Source organism: Tsukamurella strandjordii (assembly GCF_039525985.1).
GTDB classification, from domain to species: domain Bacteria; phylum Actinomycetota; class Actinomycetes; order Mycobacteriales; family Mycobacteriaceae; genus Tsukamurella; species Tsukamurella strandjordii.
This window is the reverse complement of record NZ_BAAAII010000016.1, coordinates 55,279-72,309: the sequence shown is the minus strand read 5'-3', so window position 1 is coordinate 72,309 and position 17,031 is coordinate 55,279. Positions and strand designations below refer to the sequence as shown.

At 70.3% G+C, this 17,031-nt stretch carries 17 protein-coding genes; 5 read left to right on the top strand and 12 right to left on the bottom strand.

The window, feature by feature from the left end; all coding sequences use genetic code 11:
• Positions 1–80: 80 nt before the first annotated feature.
• From ABD108_RS21220 to ctaC, 3 genes are all read right to left on the bottom strand, one after another.
• Positions 81–809, bottom strand: coding sequence for a hypothetical protein (locus tag ABD108_RS21220; protein ID WP_343931322.1), 729 nt, complete (start codon positions 807–809; stop codon positions 81–83).
• Between the two features lie 104 nt (positions 810–913).
• Positions 914–1,345, bottom strand: coding sequence for a cytochrome c oxidase subunit 4 (locus tag ABD108_RS21215; RefSeq protein WP_220655843.1), 432 nt, complete (start codon positions 1,343–1,345; stop codon positions 914–916).
• A gap of 3 nt (positions 1,346–1,348) precedes the next feature.
• Positions 1,349–2,449: an aa3-type cytochrome oxidase subunit II gene (gene ctaC / locus ABD108_RS21210; protein ID WP_220655844.1), complete on the bottom strand. Its 1,101-nt coding sequence runs from the start codon at positions 2,447–2,449 to the stop codon at positions 1,349–1,351.
• A gap of 232 nt (positions 2,450–2,681) precedes the next feature.
• Here ctaC and asnB point away from each other — a divergent pair, with 232 nt between their 5' ends.
• A complete protein-coding gene (gene asnB, locus ABD108_RS21205; RefSeq protein WP_220655845.1) occupies positions 2,682–4,646 on the top strand; it encodes an asparagine synthase (glutamine-hydrolyzing) in 1,965 nt (654 codons plus the stop codon).
• Here the strand turns inward: asnB and ABD108_RS21200 are convergent.
• The 7 genes from ABD108_RS21200 to ABD108_RS21170 form a co-directional block, all read right to left on the bottom strand.
• Entirely contained in the window at positions 4,643–5,299 is a 657-nt protein-coding gene (locus ABD108_RS21200) for a hypothetical protein (protein WP_343931321.1), read from the bottom strand. The genes asnB and ABD108_RS21200 overlap by 4 nt on opposite strands.
• The gene (locus tag ABD108_RS21195; RefSeq protein WP_343931320.1) at positions 5,296–6,051 is read right to left on the bottom strand and encodes a MerR family transcriptional regulator; all 756 of its coding nucleotides are present in this window, start codon (positions 6,049–6,051) and stop codon (positions 5,296–5,298) included. The genes ABD108_RS21200 and ABD108_RS21195 overlap by 4 nt, the downstream gene beginning before the upstream one ends.
• 79 nt (positions 6,052–6,130) lie before the next feature.
• Positions 6,131–6,802, bottom strand: a complete 672-nt coding sequence (locus ABD108_RS21190) for an oxygenase MpaB family protein (protein WP_343931319.1) — start codon at positions 6,800–6,802, stop codon at positions 6,131–6,133.
• Entirely contained in the window at positions 6,799–7,455 is a 657-nt protein-coding gene (trhA, locus tag ABD108_RS21185) for a PAQR family membrane homeostasis protein TrhA (protein WP_220655847.1), read from the bottom strand. The genes ABD108_RS21190 and trhA overlap by 4 nt, the downstream gene beginning before the upstream one ends.
• Before the next feature lie 47 nt (positions 7,456–7,502).
• Positions 7,503–8,483 carry a carbohydrate kinase family protein gene (locus ABD108_RS21180; RefSeq protein WP_220655848.1) on the bottom strand — a complete coding sequence of 327 codons (981 nt, stop codon included), beginning with the start codon at positions 8,481–8,483 and terminating at the stop codon, positions 7,503–7,505.
• A 78-nt stretch (positions 8,484–8,561) separates the two neighbouring features.
• Positions 8,562–8,915: a HesB/IscA family protein gene (locus ABD108_RS21175; RefSeq protein ID WP_220655849.1), complete on the bottom strand. Its 354-nt coding sequence runs from the start codon at positions 8,913–8,915 to the stop codon at positions 8,562–8,564.
• Between the two features lie 69 nt (positions 8,916–8,984).
• Complete coding sequence (locus ABD108_RS21170; RefSeq protein WP_343931318.1) at positions 8,985–10,061, bottom strand: glycerate kinase family protein; 1,077 nt, start codon at positions 10,059–10,061, stop codon at positions 8,985–8,987.
• 55 nt (positions 10,062–10,116) lie between these two features.
• On the opposite strand from ABD108_RS21170, the gene ABD108_RS21165 reads away from it, so the two are divergent.
• From ABD108_RS21165 to ABD108_RS21155, 3 genes are read left to right on the top strand one after another with little or no spacing between them, the layout of a single operon-like run.
• Entirely contained in the window at positions 10,117–10,803 is a 687-nt protein-coding gene (locus tag ABD108_RS21165) for a DUF3043 domain-containing protein (RefSeq protein ID WP_343931317.1), read from the top strand.
• 3 nt (positions 10,804–10,806) lie between these two features.
• Positions 10,807–12,507 carry a nicotinate-nucleotide--dimethylbenzimidazole phosphoribosyltransferase gene (gene cobT / locus ABD108_RS21160; protein WP_343931316.1) on the top strand — a complete coding sequence of 567 codons (1,701 nt, stop codon included), beginning with the start codon at positions 10,807–10,809 and terminating at the stop codon, positions 12,505–12,507.
• A 1-nt stretch (position 12,508) separates the two neighbouring features.
• Positions 12,509–13,261, top strand: a complete 753-nt coding sequence (locus tag ABD108_RS21155) for an adenosylcobinamide-GDP ribazoletransferase (protein ID WP_343931315.1) — start codon at positions 12,509–12,511, stop codon at positions 13,259–13,261.
• A 7-nt stretch (positions 13,262–13,268) separates the two neighbouring features.
• Here ABD108_RS21155 and ABD108_RS21150 read toward each other — a convergent pair whose 3' ends face one another.
• The gene (locus ABD108_RS21150) at positions 13,269–14,489 is read right to left on the bottom strand and encodes an HNH endonuclease (RefSeq protein WP_343931353.1); all 1,221 of its coding nucleotides are present in this window, start codon (positions 14,487–14,489) and stop codon (positions 13,269–13,271) included.
• Positions 14,490–14,648: 159 nt separating this feature from the next.
• Between ABD108_RS21150 and ABD108_RS21145 the strand changes: the two genes are divergently transcribed.
• On the top strand, positions 14,649–15,866 hold the full coding sequence (locus ABD108_RS21145; protein WP_343931314.1) for an oxygenase MpaB family protein: 1,218 nt from the start codon (positions 14,649–14,651) through the stop codon (positions 15,864–15,866).
• A 6-nt stretch (positions 15,867–15,872) separates the two neighbouring features.
• Here ABD108_RS21145 and ABD108_RS21140 read toward each other — a convergent pair whose 3' ends face one another.
• Entirely contained in the window at positions 15,873–16,976 is a 1,104-nt protein-coding gene (locus tag ABD108_RS21140) for a branched-chain amino acid aminotransferase (protein WP_343931312.1), read from the bottom strand.
• Positions 16,977–17,031: the final 55 nt, after the last annotated feature.

The window sequence follows — 17,031 nt, the reverse complement described above, 5'->3', positions numbered from 1 at the left end:
GGGGAGGGGCCGCAGTCGTATCACTGGACCGCAGTCGTGTCACTGGACCGCAGTCGTATCACTGCGGTCGACGCGTTGATTCAGGCCAGGCGACGGCGCAGCAGGTAGCTGCTCTGCCCTACGGGAGCGCCGGGCTCGCCGAGGCAGATCTCGTGCCAGGCGTCGTCGACGGCGGTGAGGCCACGCTCGCGCAGCTGCACGTCGAAGGCCTTCGCAGTGGGTGTCAGCGCGGCGGACCAGCGGCCGTCCACCCGGGTCTGCAGGTACGAGGCCGTCGCGAGGTCTACGCAGCGCACCCGGCTGAGCTGCTTGAGGCCCTTGGACACCTCCAGCTGCTCCAGCACGTCCCCCACCTCGGCATCGTCGATCCAGGCGGGCCGGCGCAGCAGCAGCGTCCACTGCGCATCGTCGGTGGTGTGGGCGGTGGTGTCGCCGCGGAGCCGCTCCAGGGGCGGCACGCTGAAGTCGCTGCGCACCGCATCATCGGCGCCCGGGGTGCCGCGGCGGGCGAGGGCCTTGTTGCGCACCTTCACGCCGTAGGCGGCGGCGTACAGCGCCTCTGCGGCCACGCGGTAGTCCTCCGAGGTGCGGGGGCTGCCCGAGGTGGTGACGGCGAGATACGAGCGCTCAGGCGCCACCACCACTCCCACGTGGCCGACGCCGTCGAAGGGCTCCCCGCCGTACGCCTCGGCCTCGGTGGCCGCGAAGTCGAGCTTCGGCGGCGGTGGGGTGGCCACGGTGCGGCCCCTGCCCCGCAACTCGTCATCCGTGAGCTTGCGAACGGACAGCGAGGACTTGGCCGACGTCATGGCTTGCATGCAACCAGAGGCCGGCGACGCCGAGGTGAACGCAGCCGAACGAGCGGCGCCCGCCCCGATGAACTCGGGGCGGGCGCCGGACGATGGATCTGCTCTTAGTGCTTCTCGGGACCCTTGTGGTACTCGAAGACGAGGCCCCAGGCCGCGGCCACCACGAGGAAGCCGCCGAAGGCCCACAGCCAGTACAGCTGGAGGGCGACGGAGATGCCCACGACGGCCACCGACGCCGACAGCAGGATCGGCCACCACGAGTGGGGGCTGAAGAAGCCGAGCTCGCCGGCACCGTCGGACACCTCGGCGTCCTCGTAGTCCTCCGGGCGGGTGTCGACGCGGTTGGCGACGAACCGGAAGTAGGTGCCGGTGATCAGGGTCAGGCCGCCGGTGAGGAACATGCCGGTGGTGCCGACCCACTCGACGCCGCCGCCGTCATGGCCGGTGCCCCAGATGTAGGTGACCACGGTGTAGAGGATGCCCACGGCGAAGAAGAACACGGTGAGCCACTCGAAGAGTTTCGCTTCGACCTTCATGGGTCAGTTCGCTCCTTCTACCGTCGACGCGGTACGGCCGGTGCGGCGGGTATCGAACGGCGCGGTGCTGGTGGAGACCGGCGACTCGCCGATCGACTCCAGCGCGGAGGCGTTGTCCTTGCCGCCCTGGCGGGCCTTGATGTACTGCGTGAACTTCTCCGGCGACACGGCGCGGATCTCGAAGTTCATCATCGAGTGGTAGTCGCCGCACATCTCGGCGCAGCGGCCGACGAAGTCGCCGTCGCGCTCGATCTCGGTGATCTGGAACCGGTTCTGCGAGTGGTTCTCCTTGGGGTTCGGCATCACGTCGCGCTTGAACGCGAACTGCGGAACGTAGAAGGAGTGCACCACGTCGGCCGAGGCGAGCACGAACTCGATGCGCGCGCCGGTGGGCAGGACCAGGACGGGGATCTCGGCGGACGAGCCCTGCACCTCGACGGTGCTGAACTTCAGGTAGTCGCGGATCTCCTGGAAGCGGCCGTGGTTGGGGCCGCGCTCCGGCTGATGCTCGATCTCACCGGTCTCGGCCTTCTCCTTGGCGGCCTCCTCGTTGAGCTTCTTGAGGTCGGGCTGCTGGCCGTACGGGTTGGGACGCTCCAGCTTGATCGGCGTGCCGCCGTCCTTGCCGTTCTCGGTGATCTCCCGGTACGCGAAGCGCCAGTTCCACTGGAACGCGGTCACGTCGACGGTGACGGCCGGGTTGTCCTCGAGCTTCTCGACCTTGGTCTGCACGATCACGGTGAAGTAGAAGAGCACCGCGATGATGAGGAACGGGACGGCGGTGTACAGCAGCTCCAGGGGAACGTTGTACGCGGTCTGCCGCGGGAAGTCGGGCGAGTCGGCCTTCTTACGGTGGAAGGTGATCGTCCAGAACGTGAGGGCCCACACGAGCACGCCCATCGCGAGAGCGGCCACCACGGACCAGCTCCACAGATTCGTCATCTCACGGGCCTCGGGGGTGACACCCTCGGGCCAACCGAAACGCATCACCTCGTCGGCGGAACAGCCCGACATAGCGAACATGCCGACGACCAGTCCGGCGGCCACGACCAGGCGCTTACGCCAGGACGCGGGCCCACCGTGGGCGTTACTTCCGGGTGCCAATGTCGCGCCTTCCTGCTGAAACACGGTCAGTGCTGCGGGGCTCGTTCCGGCCGTGCGATTTCCCAGCGGGAACTCAGGGCCGGGGCTGCACGTTCCCCTTGTACTACGCAGCGTAGACCAACGAGGCCCCGTGCACGCTCCGGGGTCACGAAATGGCGAGTCGTGCCGTGCCGCACACCGTCGGCCTGCGGCGTTGATGCGCGCGCCCACGGTTCCGGCATACTGAATCCTCGTGTGTGGCCTCCTGGGATTCCTGTCCGCCGACCAGCGCGCGGGCGACGTCGTCGACGCGGTGACCGCGGCCGGCCGGTGCATGCGGCACCGCGGCCCGGACGAGTTCGGCGGCGCGTGGCACGACGACGATCTGGCCCTGTCGTTCAACCGGCTCGCCTTCATCGACATCGAGCACGCGCATCAGCCGCTGCGGTGGGGTCCGCCCGAGAATCCGGAGCGGTACGCGCTCACCTTCAACGGCGAGATCTACAACTACCTCGAGCTGCGCACCCAGCTCGTCGAGGAGTTCGGCGCGCAGTTCCGCACCGAGGGCGACGGCGAGTCGATCGTCGCGGGCTTCCACTACTGGGGCATCGACGGTGTGCTGTCGCGGCTGCGCGGCATGTTCGCCTTCGCGATCTGGGACACCGAGCAGCGCGAGCTGACGCTGGCCCGCGATCCGTTCGGCATCAAGCCGCTGTACGTGGCCACGGGTTCGAAGGGCACCGTCTTCTCCAGTGAGAAGAAGTCGGTGCTCGAACTCGCCGACGAGGCGGGCCTGCAGCCCGGACTCGACCCGCGGGCCGTGCAGCACTACACCGTGCTGCAGTACGTCCCCGAGCCCGAGTCCCTCCATCTCGGCATCCGCCGGCTGGAATCGGGCTGCTACGCCACCGTGGTGCCGGGCGGCTCGGTGGAGGGCGTGCGGTACTTCGAGCCGAAGTTCCCGGTGAAGCAGGTCTCGGGCGGGCTGGAGTCCGCCGAGGCGAAGGCGGTGTACCGCGATATCGCCGACGCGCTCCGCGATTCGGTGAAGATGCACATGCGCGCCGATGTGACCGTGGGTTCGTTCCTCTCCGGCGGCATCGATTCGACGGCCGTCGCGGCGCTAGCGATCCAGCACAACCCCGATCTGATCACGATCACCACCGGTTTCGAGCGGGACGGCTACAGCGAGATCGACGTGGCCGCCGAATCGGCCGAGGCGATCGGCGCGCGGCACGTGGTGAAGGTGGTCTCCCCCGAGGAGTTCCGCGACGCGATCCCGGCGATCGTCTGGTACCTCGACGATCCGGTGGCCGATCCGTCGTTGGTGCCGCTGTACTACCTGGCCCGCGAGGCCCGCAAGCACGTCAAGGTGGTGCTCTCCGGCGAGGGCGCCGACGAGCTGTTCGGCGGCTACACCATCTACAAGGAGCCGCTGTCGCTGGCGCCCTTCGACAAGCTGCCCGCGTGGGCGCGGCGCACCGCCGGGAAGATCGGCGACCGGATGCCCGAGGGGCAGCGCGGCAAGAGCCTGCTGCAGCGCGGCTCGCTGGCGCTGGAGGACCGGTACTACGGCAATGCACGCTCGTTCAACGACGCGCAGCTGGACTACGTGCTCCGCGACTTCCGCCCGGAGTGGACGCACACCGATGTGACGGCTCCCATCTACGCGAAGACCCGGGGCTGGGGCCCGGTCGAGCGGATGCAGCACCTGGACCAGTTCACCTGGCTGCGGGGCGACATCCTGGTCAAGGCCGACAAAATGACGATGGCCAACTCGCTGGAGCTGCGCGTGCCCTTCCTGGACAAGGAGGTCTTCCGGGTGGCGGAGACGCTGCCGGCGGATCTCAAGCTGGCCGGCGGCACGTCGAAGTACGCGCTGCGCCGTGCGCTGGAGGAGATCATCCCGCCGCACGTGCTGCACCGGAAGAAGCTGGGATTCCCGGTGCCGCTGCGGCATTGGCTGGCCGGTCCGGAGCTGTACGACTGGGCCCGGACCACCATCGAGGATTCGCAGACCGATGAGTGGATCGACCGCCGGGCAGTACTGGCGATGCTCGACGAGCACAGGGCCAAGGCGCCCGAGGGCTGGCCGGGCGGCACGGATCATTCGCGACGGATCTGGACCGTGCTGATGTTCATGGTCTGGCACGGCATCTTCGTCGAGAATCGCATCCATCCCGCGATCGAGGAGCCGGACTACCCCGTGCGTCTCTAGCGGCTCGTCGCTCCGAGGTCGTCCCGCGCCGCCGCGATGGCGGAAGCGAGGCGGCGCGGTTCGTCGGCGGTGAGGTGAATCGATCTCGGCGCCGGAATGATTCGCCCGTTCAGTGCGACCTCCGAACCTGGAACGAGCATGAGCCGCAGGTTCGCCTCGTTCGGCGCCATGGTGGCATTCCCGGCACCGTCGACTCTCCAGTTGGAGCGGTCGAAGTCGGGGTAGCGCCCCGGGCTGGCAGCCTCGATGGCGGTCACCGCGACGCCGACTTCGGTCCCCAAGCCCGAGCGCAACCGGAGCACGCCGTCGTCGAGCGAATGCGGTCGAGTGACCATGCCCGCGTACGCAGCGACCATCAGGTACACCGCCCACAGGTGCAGTCCCAGCACGATCCACACCCACGGCGACGGACCGAGCACCATACGCAGCACGAAGTCGAGCACGGCGCCCTCGAGCACCGTCATCGCGACGAGGAAGCACATCAGGACGACGAGATCGCGGTGGTGCGAGAAGAGCTGTCCGGCAGGCCGTCTACGCAGACCCCAGCGGAGAATCGCCGCCACGCCGCGAGGCTCGGCGAGCAGCGCTGTCACGAGCCTCCCCGGGAGCACCCGGCTCAGCGCGGCCTCCGCACGCCAGAACTCCCCACTCATTCCGGCTCCCCGCCCGCCAGCTGCCGCATCATCAGATCGATGCAGCGGCGCTGCGCCTCCGACATCCAGTCCGCGGAGTCGAACCACGCCGTCACATCGTCCGCGACGATCCGCGGGATGCCCGGCGCCGCCGCCTCAGGAAACTCGAGATCGACTGCAGCGGCGACGATCCGGGCGGCGAGCGCCTGTACCCGGGGGTCGTCGGGATCGACCTGGGCCAGCTGCTCGAACTCCACTGCGATATCACCCGAGGCGGCCACCATTGCGGGATCGTCGAGGGCGGCCTCGTAGGCCTCGACCGCGCCCGGCACCACGCTGGTCAACACCTCCATGATCGCCAGCTCCATCCGTGCCGCGGCGCCGTGGTCGTAGACGCCCGCGATCCGCTCGGCGAGCGCCTCGACGCGCTCGGTCACCAGTGATCCGGTCGCGGTGAACCGGAGCTCGGCGAGCCGCAGGCGGCGATCTCGGATCGCTTCCTCCTGCCGGGCCAGATCGGCGTCGAGCTCGGCGAGCACCTCATCGAGGTCGCGATGACGCTCGTCGTCGTCGAGCACGTCCGCGATCTCGTCGAGCGACATCCCGGTCTCCGCGAGGCGCCGCACGCGCAACAACAGCACCACGTCGTCGAGGGTGTACGAGCGGTAGCCGTTGGATTCCCGCGCGGGCTCGGCGAGGACGCCGATCCGGTGGTAGTGCCGGATGGCCCGGGTGGACACGCCCACCACGCGGGCGATATCGCCGATTCTCATGGCGGCCTCCTTCTCGTCTGAGAGAAGTACACACCTTGACGCTGCGACAAGGTCAAGCCCGGCTCGTCGCCGGGCGCCCTTACGCCACCCTGCGCTGCGCGGCGGCGAAGGCGTCGAAGGCGAGCCGGTCGACGGCGCTCATGGGCACGTCGAGCAGTTCGCGGGCGCGCTCGTGCTGGATGCCGCGGGCGGCGAAGCCGGGGATGGTGCCGAACGCCCAGCGCGGCGGGCTCAGCGCCTGCGGTCCCAGGGCCCGGCCTTCGGGGGTGAGCCGCAGGCCGGCACAGGCATCGGCGAAGTACTCGGTGAACCCTTCCCACGTGGTGGGCATGGGGCGCGTGGAGATGCCGTACGCGCGGTACCAGTCGCAGCATTCGCGGTAGAGCTGTTCGTGTTCGGCGGCGGTGAGCGGTCCGGCGTAGGTCTCGATGCCGGCCACGACTGCGTCCACGTAGGTGGCGTGCTGGAAGTGGAAGAGCTCGGGGGTGAGCGCGTGGTACCGCTCCCCCGTCGAGTCGACGCCCTTCACGTGTTCGTGCGCGAATCGGATGATCCAGTCGGACTTCTCGCCCCGGTAGGCCATCCGGACCAGCGGTCCCACGGTGCGCTGCTTGTGGCCCCACAGGCTCGATGAGACGTGCTCGGTGAAGGCCGCCGCGATCGACGGATGCAGCACCTGCAGCGCGACGGCGCGCGGCAGGGCGAGCCGGAACCGCCGGGAATCGAGGTGGCGCAGCAGGATCGAGCTCATCGAAGCAAGGCTATCCACATCGCGGCGTAGTGGCAGAGGGCGGCGATCACCGTGGCGGCATGAAAGAACTCGTGATGCCCGAAGACGCCGGGCCACGGGTTCGGCCACCGGGTCGCGTAGAGCACGGCGCCGCCGCTGTAGAGCACGCCGCCGATCGCGAGCAGGATCGAGGCGACCCACCCGGCACCGTCGATCAGGTCGCCCGCGACCGCCACGACGACCCAGCCGAGGGCGATGTACAGCGGCACCCCCACCCAGCGCGGGGCGTGCGGCCACAGCAGTTTCAGGGCGACGCCCGCGAGCGCTCCACCCCAGACCACGGCGAGCACCCACCGGGCCACCGACGCGGGGAAGGTGAGCACCGCGATGGGCGTGTAGCTCCCGGCGATGAACAGGAAGATCATGCAGTGGTCGGCACGCTTCATCCAGATGCGTTGCGCATCGGTCCAGCGGCCGCGGTGGTAGGCGGCGCTCACGCCGAACACCCCGAACACGGTGACGGCGTAGACGAGCAGGGCGAGGCCCGCCGCCGTGGACTGCCGGAAGCCGGCGATCACGAGGGGGACGCCGAGGGCGATGGCCCCGAGCGCGCCGAACTGATGGATCACGCCGCGCAGCCGCGGCTTGATCTCGGGTACGCCGATGACCGCCATAAAACCTACGGTACCGTAGGTTACGCGTCGGTAACCGGTGTTGTGACCTAGAGCGCTGCGAGGATCTCCGCCGCGACCTCGGTGCCGTACGCCTCGGCGAGCCGCTCGGCGGCGTCCTCCTCGTCGTAGTCCCAGGCCTGCGGGCCGACGGTCTCGAGCACCTTGACGGCCACGTACGAGCCGAGCTGGGCGGATCGCTCCAGCGAGAGGCCGGATTCGAGGCCCACGAGGAAGCCCGCGCGGAAGCCGTCGCCGACGCCGGTCGGGTCCACCCGGCCGCGGTCGGGCACCACGTCCACGTGGATGCGCTCGGCCTCGGCGCCGGTCACCTCGATCTCGGCGCCCCGGGCACCGAGGGTGGTCACGCGCACCTGCACCAGCGCGGTCAGCCGCTCGGCGCTCATGCCCGTCTTCTGCTGCAGCAGGCCCCACTCGTACTCGTTCGTGAACAGGTACTTGGCGCCCTCGACCAGCTCGCGTGCCTCCTCACCGTTGAGGCGGGCGAGCTGCTGCGACGGGTCGGCCGCGAACGGGATGCCGGCCTCGCGGCACTGCGCGGAGTGCAGGCTCATGGCGGCGGGATCGTTGGCGCCCACGACCACGAGGTCGAGCGGGCCGACCTTGGCGGTCACGTCCGCGATGGCGATCTCGCGGGACTCGGCCATGGCGCCCGAGTAGAACGACGCCAGCTGCGCCATCTCGACGTCGGTGGTGCACATGAAGCGGGCGGTGTGCGCGGTCTCCGAGACGCGCACGGCACGGGTGTCCACGCCGGCGTTCTCCAGCCAGCCGCGGTAGCCCTCGTCGAAGTCGGCGCCCACGGCGCCCACCAGCACGGGCTTGTGGCCGAGCCGGCCCATGCCGAAGGAGATGTTCGCCCCCACGCCGCCGCGCTGGATCACCAGTTCGTCGACGAGGAAGCTCAAGGACAGGTGCGCGAGGTGCTCGGCGAGCAGTTGCTCGGAGAACTTCCCCTCGAAGCGCATCAGATGATCGGTGGCGATCGAGCCCGAAACGGCTATCGACACAGCAGAACCCTCCCGTGATTCGGTGGACCGTATCGGTCCAGCCTAGTCGCGGGAGGGTTCGTTACTGCAGAGCGGGCGTCAGTTGAACGAATCGCCGCAGGCGCAGGAGCCGGTGGCGTTCGGGTTATCGATGGTGAAGCCCTGCTTCTCGATGGAATCGACGAAGTCGATCTTCGCGCCGATCAGAAACGGTGCGCTCATCCGGTCGACGGACAGCTTCACACCGCCGAACTCCGAGACCACGTCGCCGTCGAGCGAGCGATCGTCGAAGTACAGCTGGTACCGCAGGCCGGCGCAGCCGCCGGGCTGTACCTCGATGCGCAGGGCCAGGTCGTCACGGCCCTCCTGGTCCAGCAGCGCCTTCGCCTTGGCGGCGGCAGGCTCGGTCAGCACCACGCCGGTGGTGTCGGTCTGTGCTTCAGCAGCAGTCATTCACGTTCTCCTCACACGCAGGGTGTCCTGTTCAACGGTACTCCCCCGCCCGTCATTCCCGATATCCCGTCATCGGAGTTCCCGGGCGACGGCGGCCGCCAGAGCGCGGAGGGCACCGTCGGCGTCGCGAATCGCGACCTCGACCGATCCGGCACTGTCGACCAGCGAATACGCCGCGCGAACGTGATGCCGGCGGACCGTGGCGGGGTCGAGATCCACCTGTCCGGCGAGCACCACGGTGTCGACGCCGCGCCCGGCCGCGCGTTCGGCCAGGGCGATCGCGGCCTTGCCGCGCAGCGACTGCCGATCGAATCTGCCCTCGCCGGTGAGCACCAGATCGACGGTGTCGAGCACTTCGTCGAGACCCGTCGCGGAGGCCACCACGGCCGCCCCGGAGGTCCGTTCCGCGCCCAGCGCGAGCAGTGCGGCGCCGAGGCCGCCGGCGGCGCCCGCCCCGGGCAGCTCGGCCACGTCGCGGCCGGTGGCCTCGCGCCAGGCGAGCTCGGTCCGGACCAGCCGGGCCTCCAGCTCCGGGATCAGAGACGACGGTGCGCCCTTCTGCGGGCCGAAGACGGCGGCGGCCCCGAACGGGCCGAGCAGTGGGTTCTCGACATCGGTCGCGGCGATCAGGCGGACGCCCGCGAGGGTCCCCGCGGCGCCGGGGTAGCCGCCGAAGACCTCGGCGAGACCCGCGCCGCCGTCGGTGCACGCCGAACCGCCGAGCCCCACGACCACCGTTGTCGCGCCCGCCGCGAGCGCCGCGACGATCAGTTCGCCGACGCCGCGGGATCCCGCGGCGAGCGCCGTCCGTGCGGTGGGCCCGTCGGGCAGCAGGTCGAGCCCGCAGGCCTGCGCGCACTCGATGTAGGCGGTCTCGTCCACGAGGAGGAACTGCGCGGGGGTGGGTTCGCCGAGCGGTCCGGACACGGTCACGGTCTCGGGGGCCGCGCCCAGTCCGGCGGCGAGGACGTCGATGAAGCCGGGGCCGCCATCGGACTGGGGCGCGAGAATCACCTCGTCGGACGGCCTGGCGGTGCGCCAACCGGCGGCGATCGCGTGCGCCGCCTGCGCCGCGGTGAGGGTGCCGCCGAACGAGTCCGGTGCCACCAGTACCCGGGCGGAGACCCCCGCCAACTGCGACGACATGCGGCGAGTGTAGGCACGGTGCGCGCACTCGCCGCGATCTTCTAGGCTGGACGCCGTGAAACTCCCCTGGCAGAAGGCCGAAGACACGGCTCCCGAGACCGCCGACAGCGCGGCCACCGGTACCGCGGACGACGACGCCGCTGCGACCGCCGCCAAGCCCACGCAGACCCCGGGCAAGGGCCGCCCCACCCCCAGCCGCCGCGAGGCGGAGGGCCGCAAGCGCGGCCCCGTCGCCCCCGCGCCGCAGACCCGTGCGGAGGCCCGGGCGCGGCGCAAGGAGCTCAAGAGCTCCATGAGCAAGGAGGAGCGCAAGGCCGCCGCCGCCGAGCGCCGGGCTGCCGCGAACGAGCGGCGCGAGCTGATGATGCAGGGCGACGAGCGCTACCTGCCGGTGCGCGATCAGGGCCCGGTGAAGGCGATGGCCCGCGATCTCGTCGATTCGAAGCGGCACATCGCAACGATGTTCATCCCGATCGCGGTGGCCGTGATGGTCTACATGTTCATCACCGTGCAGAACCCCACGCTCAGCGCGCTGGCGATGCCGATCCTCATGGTGCTGATCATCGTGATGGGCATCGAGGGCTACTTCACCGGCCGCCGTGTGAACAAGCGCGTTCAGGAGAAGTACCCGGAGACCACCGAGACCGGTTTCAAGCTGGGCTGGTACGCGTTCATGCGGTCCACGCAACTGCGGCGCATGCGCATCCCCCGGCCCCGGGTCTCGCCCGGCGACGCGGTCTAAGCCGTGGCCCTGCGCCTCGTCCTGGGCGGTGTCCGCTCGGGCAAGTCGGCTCGCGCCGAACACCTGATCACCACCGCCGCCGGCCCCGCTCCGGTGCGGTACGTGGCCACCGCGCCGCGGCCCGACGGTGACCCCGACCTGACCGCCCGGATCGACGCGCACCGGTCGCGGCGGCCCGACTCGTGGACCACCGTCGAGACGCAGGACCTCGCGGCGGTGCTCGCGACGGGCGATGTCGCGACCCTGGTCGATGACCTCGGCGCCTGGCTCGCGGCGCGACTGGACGCCGCCGGTTGGGAGACGCCCGAGCGCGTCGACGACGAGGTCGCGGCGCTGGTGGACGCGGCGTCGGCGTATCCGGGCGAACTGATCTTCGTCAGCCCCGAGGTGGGCCTGTCCGTGGTCCCGGCGACGCACGCGGGACGCCTGTTCCAGGATCTGCTGGGTGATCTGAACGCACGCCTGGCGGCGGTGGCCGATGGTGTCGAGCTGGTGGTCGCCGGACGCTCGGTGGCGCTCGACGGGCAACCGGTGGTCTCCCCCTCGCCGTCCACGGTGGCGGCCGCAGCGCCCGCCCCAGTGACGGCCGCCCCGGCAACGGAGGCCCCGGCACCCGTCGTCGCGCTGGCCCCGGTCGAACTCCCGCCGTTCGATCCCGACGCCGATCCGCTGTCCTTCCCGTCGATCACGCCGCCCGATGCCTTCGTGGCGCAGCAGGCGCGGGACCGGCAGCTGCAGCTCACCAAGCCGAAGGGATCCCTGGGCCGGCTCGAGGAGCTCGGCGAGTGGATCGCCGCGTGTCAGGGTGCCTGTCCCCCACGGCAGTTCGAACGCGCGCGCATCGTGGTGCTGGCCGGCGATCACGGTGTCGCCGCGACCGGCGTGTCGGCGTATCCGCCGGAGGTCACCGCGCAGATGGTGGCGAACTTCGCCGCCGACGGTGCGGCCGTGAACGTGCTCGCGACCCAGGCGGGGGCGTCGGTGCGGGTGGAGGACATCGCCGTCTCGGCCGATACCAGCCCGGCGCTGAGCCGCAACAAGATCCGCCGGTCGTCGGGCGACATCTCGACGGTGGACGCCCTCACCGACGAGGAGACGATCGCCGCGATCGCCGCCGGCCGAAGGATCGCCGACGAGGAGATCGATTCCGGCGCCGACCTCCTGATCCTCGGTGATATGGGCATCGGCAACACCACCCCCGCGGCGGTCCTGATCGGTGCGATCACCGATACCGAGCCCGTGCTCGTGGTGGGTCGCGGCACCGGGATCGACGACAACGCGTGGATGCGCAAGGCCGCAGCGATCCGCGATGCGATGTACCGCGCGCGACCGCATGTCGGGAATCCGAAGGCGCTGTTGCGCACCGCCGCCGGCGCCGATCTCGCCGCGATGGCGGGGTTCCTGGCCCAGGCCGCGGTGCGCCGCACGCCGGTGATCCTCGACGGTGTCGTGGTGACGGCCGCGGCACTGGTGGCGCAGGAGCTGGCGCCGGGCGCCTCGTCCTGGTGGGTTGCGGGACACCGCAGTCCGGAACCGGCGCATTCGCTGGCGCTGCACCGTCTGGACTTGGAGCCCCTGCTGGACCTGGGGATGCGGCTCGGCGAGGGGAGCGGCGCCGCGACGGCTCTGCCCGTGGTGCGGGCTGCGGTGGCGGTGCTCGGCGAGATGGCGACGTTCGATTCCGCCGGGGTCTCGCGGGGCTGAGATGCGGTACCTGCCGACGGCGCTCGCCTGGATGACGGTGCTGCCGGTGCCGCAGCGCCTGCAACCGGCGGTGGACCGTTCGGGCGCGGGACGGGTGATCTTCTTCGTCCCGGTGGCCGGGGCCGTGGTGGGTGCGACCGTCGCCGGGATCGCCTGGGCGGCGGCCGCCGCGGGGCTCCCCTGGATGCTGGTCGGTGCCCTCGCGATCGGCGGGGCGGCTCTGGTGACGCGGGGCATGCACGTGGACGGCTTCGCCGACTGCGTCGACGGCCTCGGCAGCTACGGTCCGCCGGAGCGGGCGCGCGAGATCATGCGGCAGGGCACCGTCGGCCCGTTCGGCGCGGCCGCGCTGGCGCTGGTCGTGGTGATCGACGCCGCCGCTCTCGGCGATCTGGCCGATCGCGGGCGGTGGCTCGCGATCGGTATCGCGATCGGTGCGGCCCGGGTGGCAGCGGTGATCGGGTGTCGACGGGGCTGGTCCGCCGCGAATCCGGACGGTTTCGGTGCACTGACCGCGGGTACGCAGGGCGGTGCGGCGCAGGCCTTCTGGGTGATCGTGGCTGCGGTCGCCGCGATCTGGGCGGTTCCGGGCGTCCCTTGGCAGGGTCCGCTCGCGGTGGTCGCGGCGCTGCTCGTGGCCGCCCTCGCGATGCGGCACTGTGTTCGCCGGTTCGGCGGGGTCAGCGGTGACGTTCTCGGCTTCGGCATCGAGCTGGCGACGGCCGTCGCGCTGGTGGGCCTCTGCGTGCGGTGACCCTCCGTCAGGCGGCATCGGGCGCGGTCGAGCGGTGCACGGCCCCGGTGGGCGTGATGGTCTCCACGGTGTGCCGCCCCGACGGATCGTCGACTACTCGCTGCTCCCAGCCCGCGGCCTGCTTCGCGTAGTTGCAGGCGGCGCACAGTCCCTGGCCGTTGTCGATGCTAGTCTCACCGCCCGCGGCATGCGGGATCACGTGGTCGTTGTGGGCGATCGGCGCATCGCAGTACGGGGTGCGGCACGTGCGGTCACGCGCGGCGATCAGCGCGCCCAGCCCGTCGGGGAAGGCACGCGATCGGGAATCCATGCCCACCACGGCACCGGATTCGGGCTGCACGTAGAGCCGTCGCAGCCACGCCTCGCCCCGCGAGGCGGCGCGGGCGACCAGGTTCCGGGCCACCTCGCACGGGATCGTTCCTCCCCCAGCGAGATGCGCCGTCCCCGTCCCGCCGCCGAGGAGCACCCGGTCCGAGACGGTGATGTTCACCGAGACGGGCTGACCGTCTGCGGCCGTGCGTCCGGTCAGGAGCTCGAATGCCGCGTCGGCCATCACCTGTCCACGGGTACGCACCTCGGGTCCGACGCCCACGATGCCGTCCGCGCGCCGCTTGAGCGATGCGAAGACGGCAACGGCCTTCGCGACCGGCAGGAGGATCGAGACCCGCGCCATCGCATCGGGTTCGGGGCGGATGGTGACGCGACGGTGCGCCTCCGCCTTGGCGAGCCGGTCGACCATCGCCTGTCGATCGAGCTGGTACGCCATCTGGAACACCATGTCCTGCAAGCGGCGTGTGCCGAGGCCCGCCAGAACGGTGGGATCAGCGCAGAGCAGTGCATCGGCGCGGCGGCGGAGGTCGGCGTCGAGGTGCGCCACCCCCGCGATCAGGATCTCGACCCGCTCCGGCGAGATATCGCCGTCCCACAGCCGCGCCAGCGTGTGGGGCAGGCACTCATGGAGTGCCCGGGCCCGCGACAGGATGGCGGTGGCCCGGTTCGGTGAGATCGACATCGCCAGGGCGACCTCGGCTGCGACGCCCGCATCCCAACGGCTCGGAGGCAGGCCGGCCGCGGCGCGTTCCCGACGCCGCACCGCGAGAATATCGAACACCAGTTCATACATTTCTGCGGCGGAGCGGGAACGAAGCCGCTCCAACACGCTCAACCTGTCGATGATATCCGTGGCGACACGGATGCCACCTGCATCTACCCGATCGAGAAGCTCCATCTCTTCCATGTCTCAACGCTACCCACACCCACCGACACGTTTAGCTCATCAGTTCGATTGATAGGGATTCGCGATTCTCCTTCCAGAGTTCACGCCTGCCTGGAAGAATGGCCGACAGACTCGACAACAACTGTTGTCGTACGAGATTTGCGAGGCACCATGACCGCAGCCACCTCGAGGCCCATCCCCTCCCGCCATCCCGCGCGTCCGCGCCGCGTTCCACCGGGGATCACGTTCGTAAGCAGGGCACTGCGTCTACCGGAACCGACCGACGCGGAGTTCCGGCGGTTCGGCGAGCTGCTCACCGTCGGCGATGAGCCGATGGACGAGCTGGTGGCGTGGATGTACGCGCAGGACACCGATACCCGCAAGGCGATGTTCAACCGCGCCCTCGCCGAGGGCATCGACTCGGTGCCGGAGGCGCCGCCGATTCTCCGGGACTTCTTCGAAGAGATGGAGACCGTTCCCGACTGGGCGGATTGGAACGCCATTCGCACCGGCGGCCAGCTCATGCGCAGCGGCGGCGCCGACGGGCTTGCGGTGGCCCGGGATGTGGCACTGATGGGCGGATACATGTTCTCGGGTTTCAACCAGACGCTCCTGCGGACGGGTGCTCTGGAGAAGGGCTCGAACCGGCGCTTCGCTGAGACCACGCAGTGGGCGCTGGACGTGATCGGCGAGGATGCGCTGCGTCCCGGCGGCGTCGGATACCGATCGACATTGCACGTGCGGTTCATCCACTCACTGGTGCGGCGGCACGTGATCGCGATGGACGATTGGGACTGCGCGGCGTACGGCCTGCCGATCAACCAGACGGATATGGCCGCCACACTCGTGGGCGCCCTCATCGCACCGGTCGCCACGGGCACGGGCCTGGGCATGCTGGCCAACCCGCGCGAGTACGAGGCGGCCGCGCATCTGACCCGCTACGTGGGCCGGCTCATGGGCGTGCACGACGACTTCCTGCCGCACAGCTTCCGCGACAGCCTTCGCATCCTGTTCCAGACCTCCCGGGCGCTGTCGACCCCCGACGAGACCAGTCGCGTTCTCGCCCAACCGATGGCAGAGGATCCGCTGCAGTGGCACTACCCCGTGCTCGGCGGGCTGCGCAGGCGCATCGCGCGCTCGCAGCACCTCTCGATCTCCACGGCCTACCTGGGACGGCACGCCATGCGCAAGCTCGGCGTGCCGGCCGTCCTCCCCTGGTACCCGGCACTGAAGATCCCGATCAATCTCATCGAGTCGGTCATCTTCCAACTCCCGGGCGGACGGCGCCGCGGTGCCGAACTGGGCGATCGACGGCAGGCCCGCCTGATGCGCACGATGATCCCCGACAAAGCCGCGATCGGTCACTCGGCGCAGCACGTCGCACACTGACGCCGATCAGCTCAGCGTGGACATCCAGCCGTGCTTGTCCTCGACGGTGCCGCGCTGGATGCCGGTGAGGGTCTCGCGCAGGGCCATGGTGATCTCGCCGGGCTGACCATCGCCGATGAGGAAGTCCTCGGTGGCGCCCTTGACGTGACCGACCGGGGTGATCACGGCGGCGGTGCCGCAGGCGAAGACCTCGGTGATCGCGCCGGACGCGGCGCCCTCCTTGAGCTCGTCCACCGTGATCCGCCGCTCTTCGGTCTCGAATCCGGCGTCGCGGGCCAGCTGCAGCAGCGAGCTGCGGGTGACGCCGGGCAGCAGCGAACCCGAGAGCTCAGGAGTCACGATCTTCGCGCCCGAACCGGAGCCCAGCACGAAGAACAGGTTCATGCCGCCCATCTCCTCGATCGCCTCGTGCTCGATGGCGTCGAGCCACACCACCTGATCGCAGCCCTGCTGCGCGGCCTGCGCCTGCGCCACGAGGGAGGCGGCGTAATTGCCGCCGCACTTGGCGAACCCGGTGCCGCCGGGCGCCGCACGCACGTACTCGCGCGAGAGCCACACCGACACCGGCTTCACGCCGCCCGCGAAGTAGGCGCCCGCGGGCGAGGCGATCACCAGGAAGCGGTAGCTGTTCGAGGGGCGCACACCGAGCGCCTCCTCGTCGGCGAAGATGAAGGGGCGGAAGTACAGCGACTCCTCACCACCGGCGGCCGGGACCCAGGCACTGTCGACGGCCACCAGCTGGCGCAGCGCCTCGAGGAAGACCTCCTCGGGCAGCGGCGGGATCGCGAGGCGCTCGGCCGAGCGCTGGAACCGGGCGGCGTTCGCTTCCGGACGGAAGGTGGCGATCGAACCGTCGGGCTGCCGGTAGGCCTTGAGCCCCTCGAAGATCTCCTGCGCGTAGTGCAGCACCGACGCCGACGGCTCCATCGGGATGGGGCCGTAGGGCATCACCTCGGCGGCGTGCCAGCCCTCGCTCTCGCTCCAGCGCAGCGAGACCATGTGGTCGGTGAAATGGTTGCCGAATCCCGGGTTCGCCAGGATCTCGGCGCGCTCCGCGTCCGCACGGGGGTGGTCGTTGCGAGTCAGAGCGAAGGCGAGGCCGGTAGTCATGGGAGTAGATTCTACGACCGCTCCGGCCGGCCGAGTGCGATACCGGTCGGTAGGA

Excerpts from the sequence above, each read along its gene's own strand:
- ABD108_RS21220 (WP_343931322.1), bottom strand. The coding sequence starts at position 809 with ATGACGTCGGCCAAGTCCTCGCTGTCCGTTCGCAAGCTCACGGATGAC.
- ABD108_RS21215 (WP_220655843.1), bottom strand. The coding sequence starts at position 1,345 with ATGAAGGTCGAAGCGAAACTCTTCGAGTGGCTCACCGTGTTCTTCTTC.
- ABD108_RS21200 (WP_343931321.1), bottom strand. The coding sequence starts at position 5,299 with ATGAGTGGGGAGTTCTGGCGTGCGGAGGCCGCGCTGAGCCGGGTGCTC.
- ABD108_RS21195 (WP_343931320.1), bottom strand. The coding sequence starts at position 6,051 with ATGAGAATCGGCGATATCGCCCGCGTGGTGGGCGTGTCCACCCGGGCC.
- ABD108_RS21190 (WP_343931319.1), bottom strand. The coding sequence starts at position 6,802 with ATGAGCTCGATCCTGCTGCGCCACCTCGATTCCCGGCGGTTCCGGCTC.
- trhA (WP_220655847.1), bottom strand. The coding sequence starts at position 7,455 with ATGGCGGTCATCGGCGTACCCGAGATCAAGCCGCGGCTGCGCGGCGTG.
- ABD108_RS21175 (WP_220655849.1), bottom strand. The coding sequence starts at position 8,915 with ATGACTGCTGCTGAAGCACAGACCGACACCACCGGCGTGGTGCTGACC.
- ABD108_RS21170 (WP_343931318.1), bottom strand. The coding sequence starts at position 10,061 with ATGTCGTCGCAGTTGGCGGGGGTCTCCGCCCGGGTACTGGTGGCACCG.
- ABD108_RS21155 (WP_343931315.1), top strand. The coding sequence starts at position 12,509 with ATGCGGTACCTGCCGACGGCGCTCGCCTGGATGACGGTGCTGCCGGTG.
- ABD108_RS21150 (WP_343931353.1), bottom strand. The coding sequence starts at position 14,489 with ATGGAGCTTCTCGATCGGGTAGATGCAGGTGGCATCCGTGTCGCCACG.
- ABD108_RS21145 (WP_343931314.1), top strand. The coding sequence starts at position 14,649 with ATGACCGCAGCCACCTCGAGGCCCATCCCCTCCCGCCATCCCGCGCGT.
- ABD108_RS21140 (WP_343931312.1), bottom strand. The coding sequence starts at position 16,976 with ATGACTACCGGCCTCGCCTTCGCTCTGACTCGCAACGACCACCCCCGT.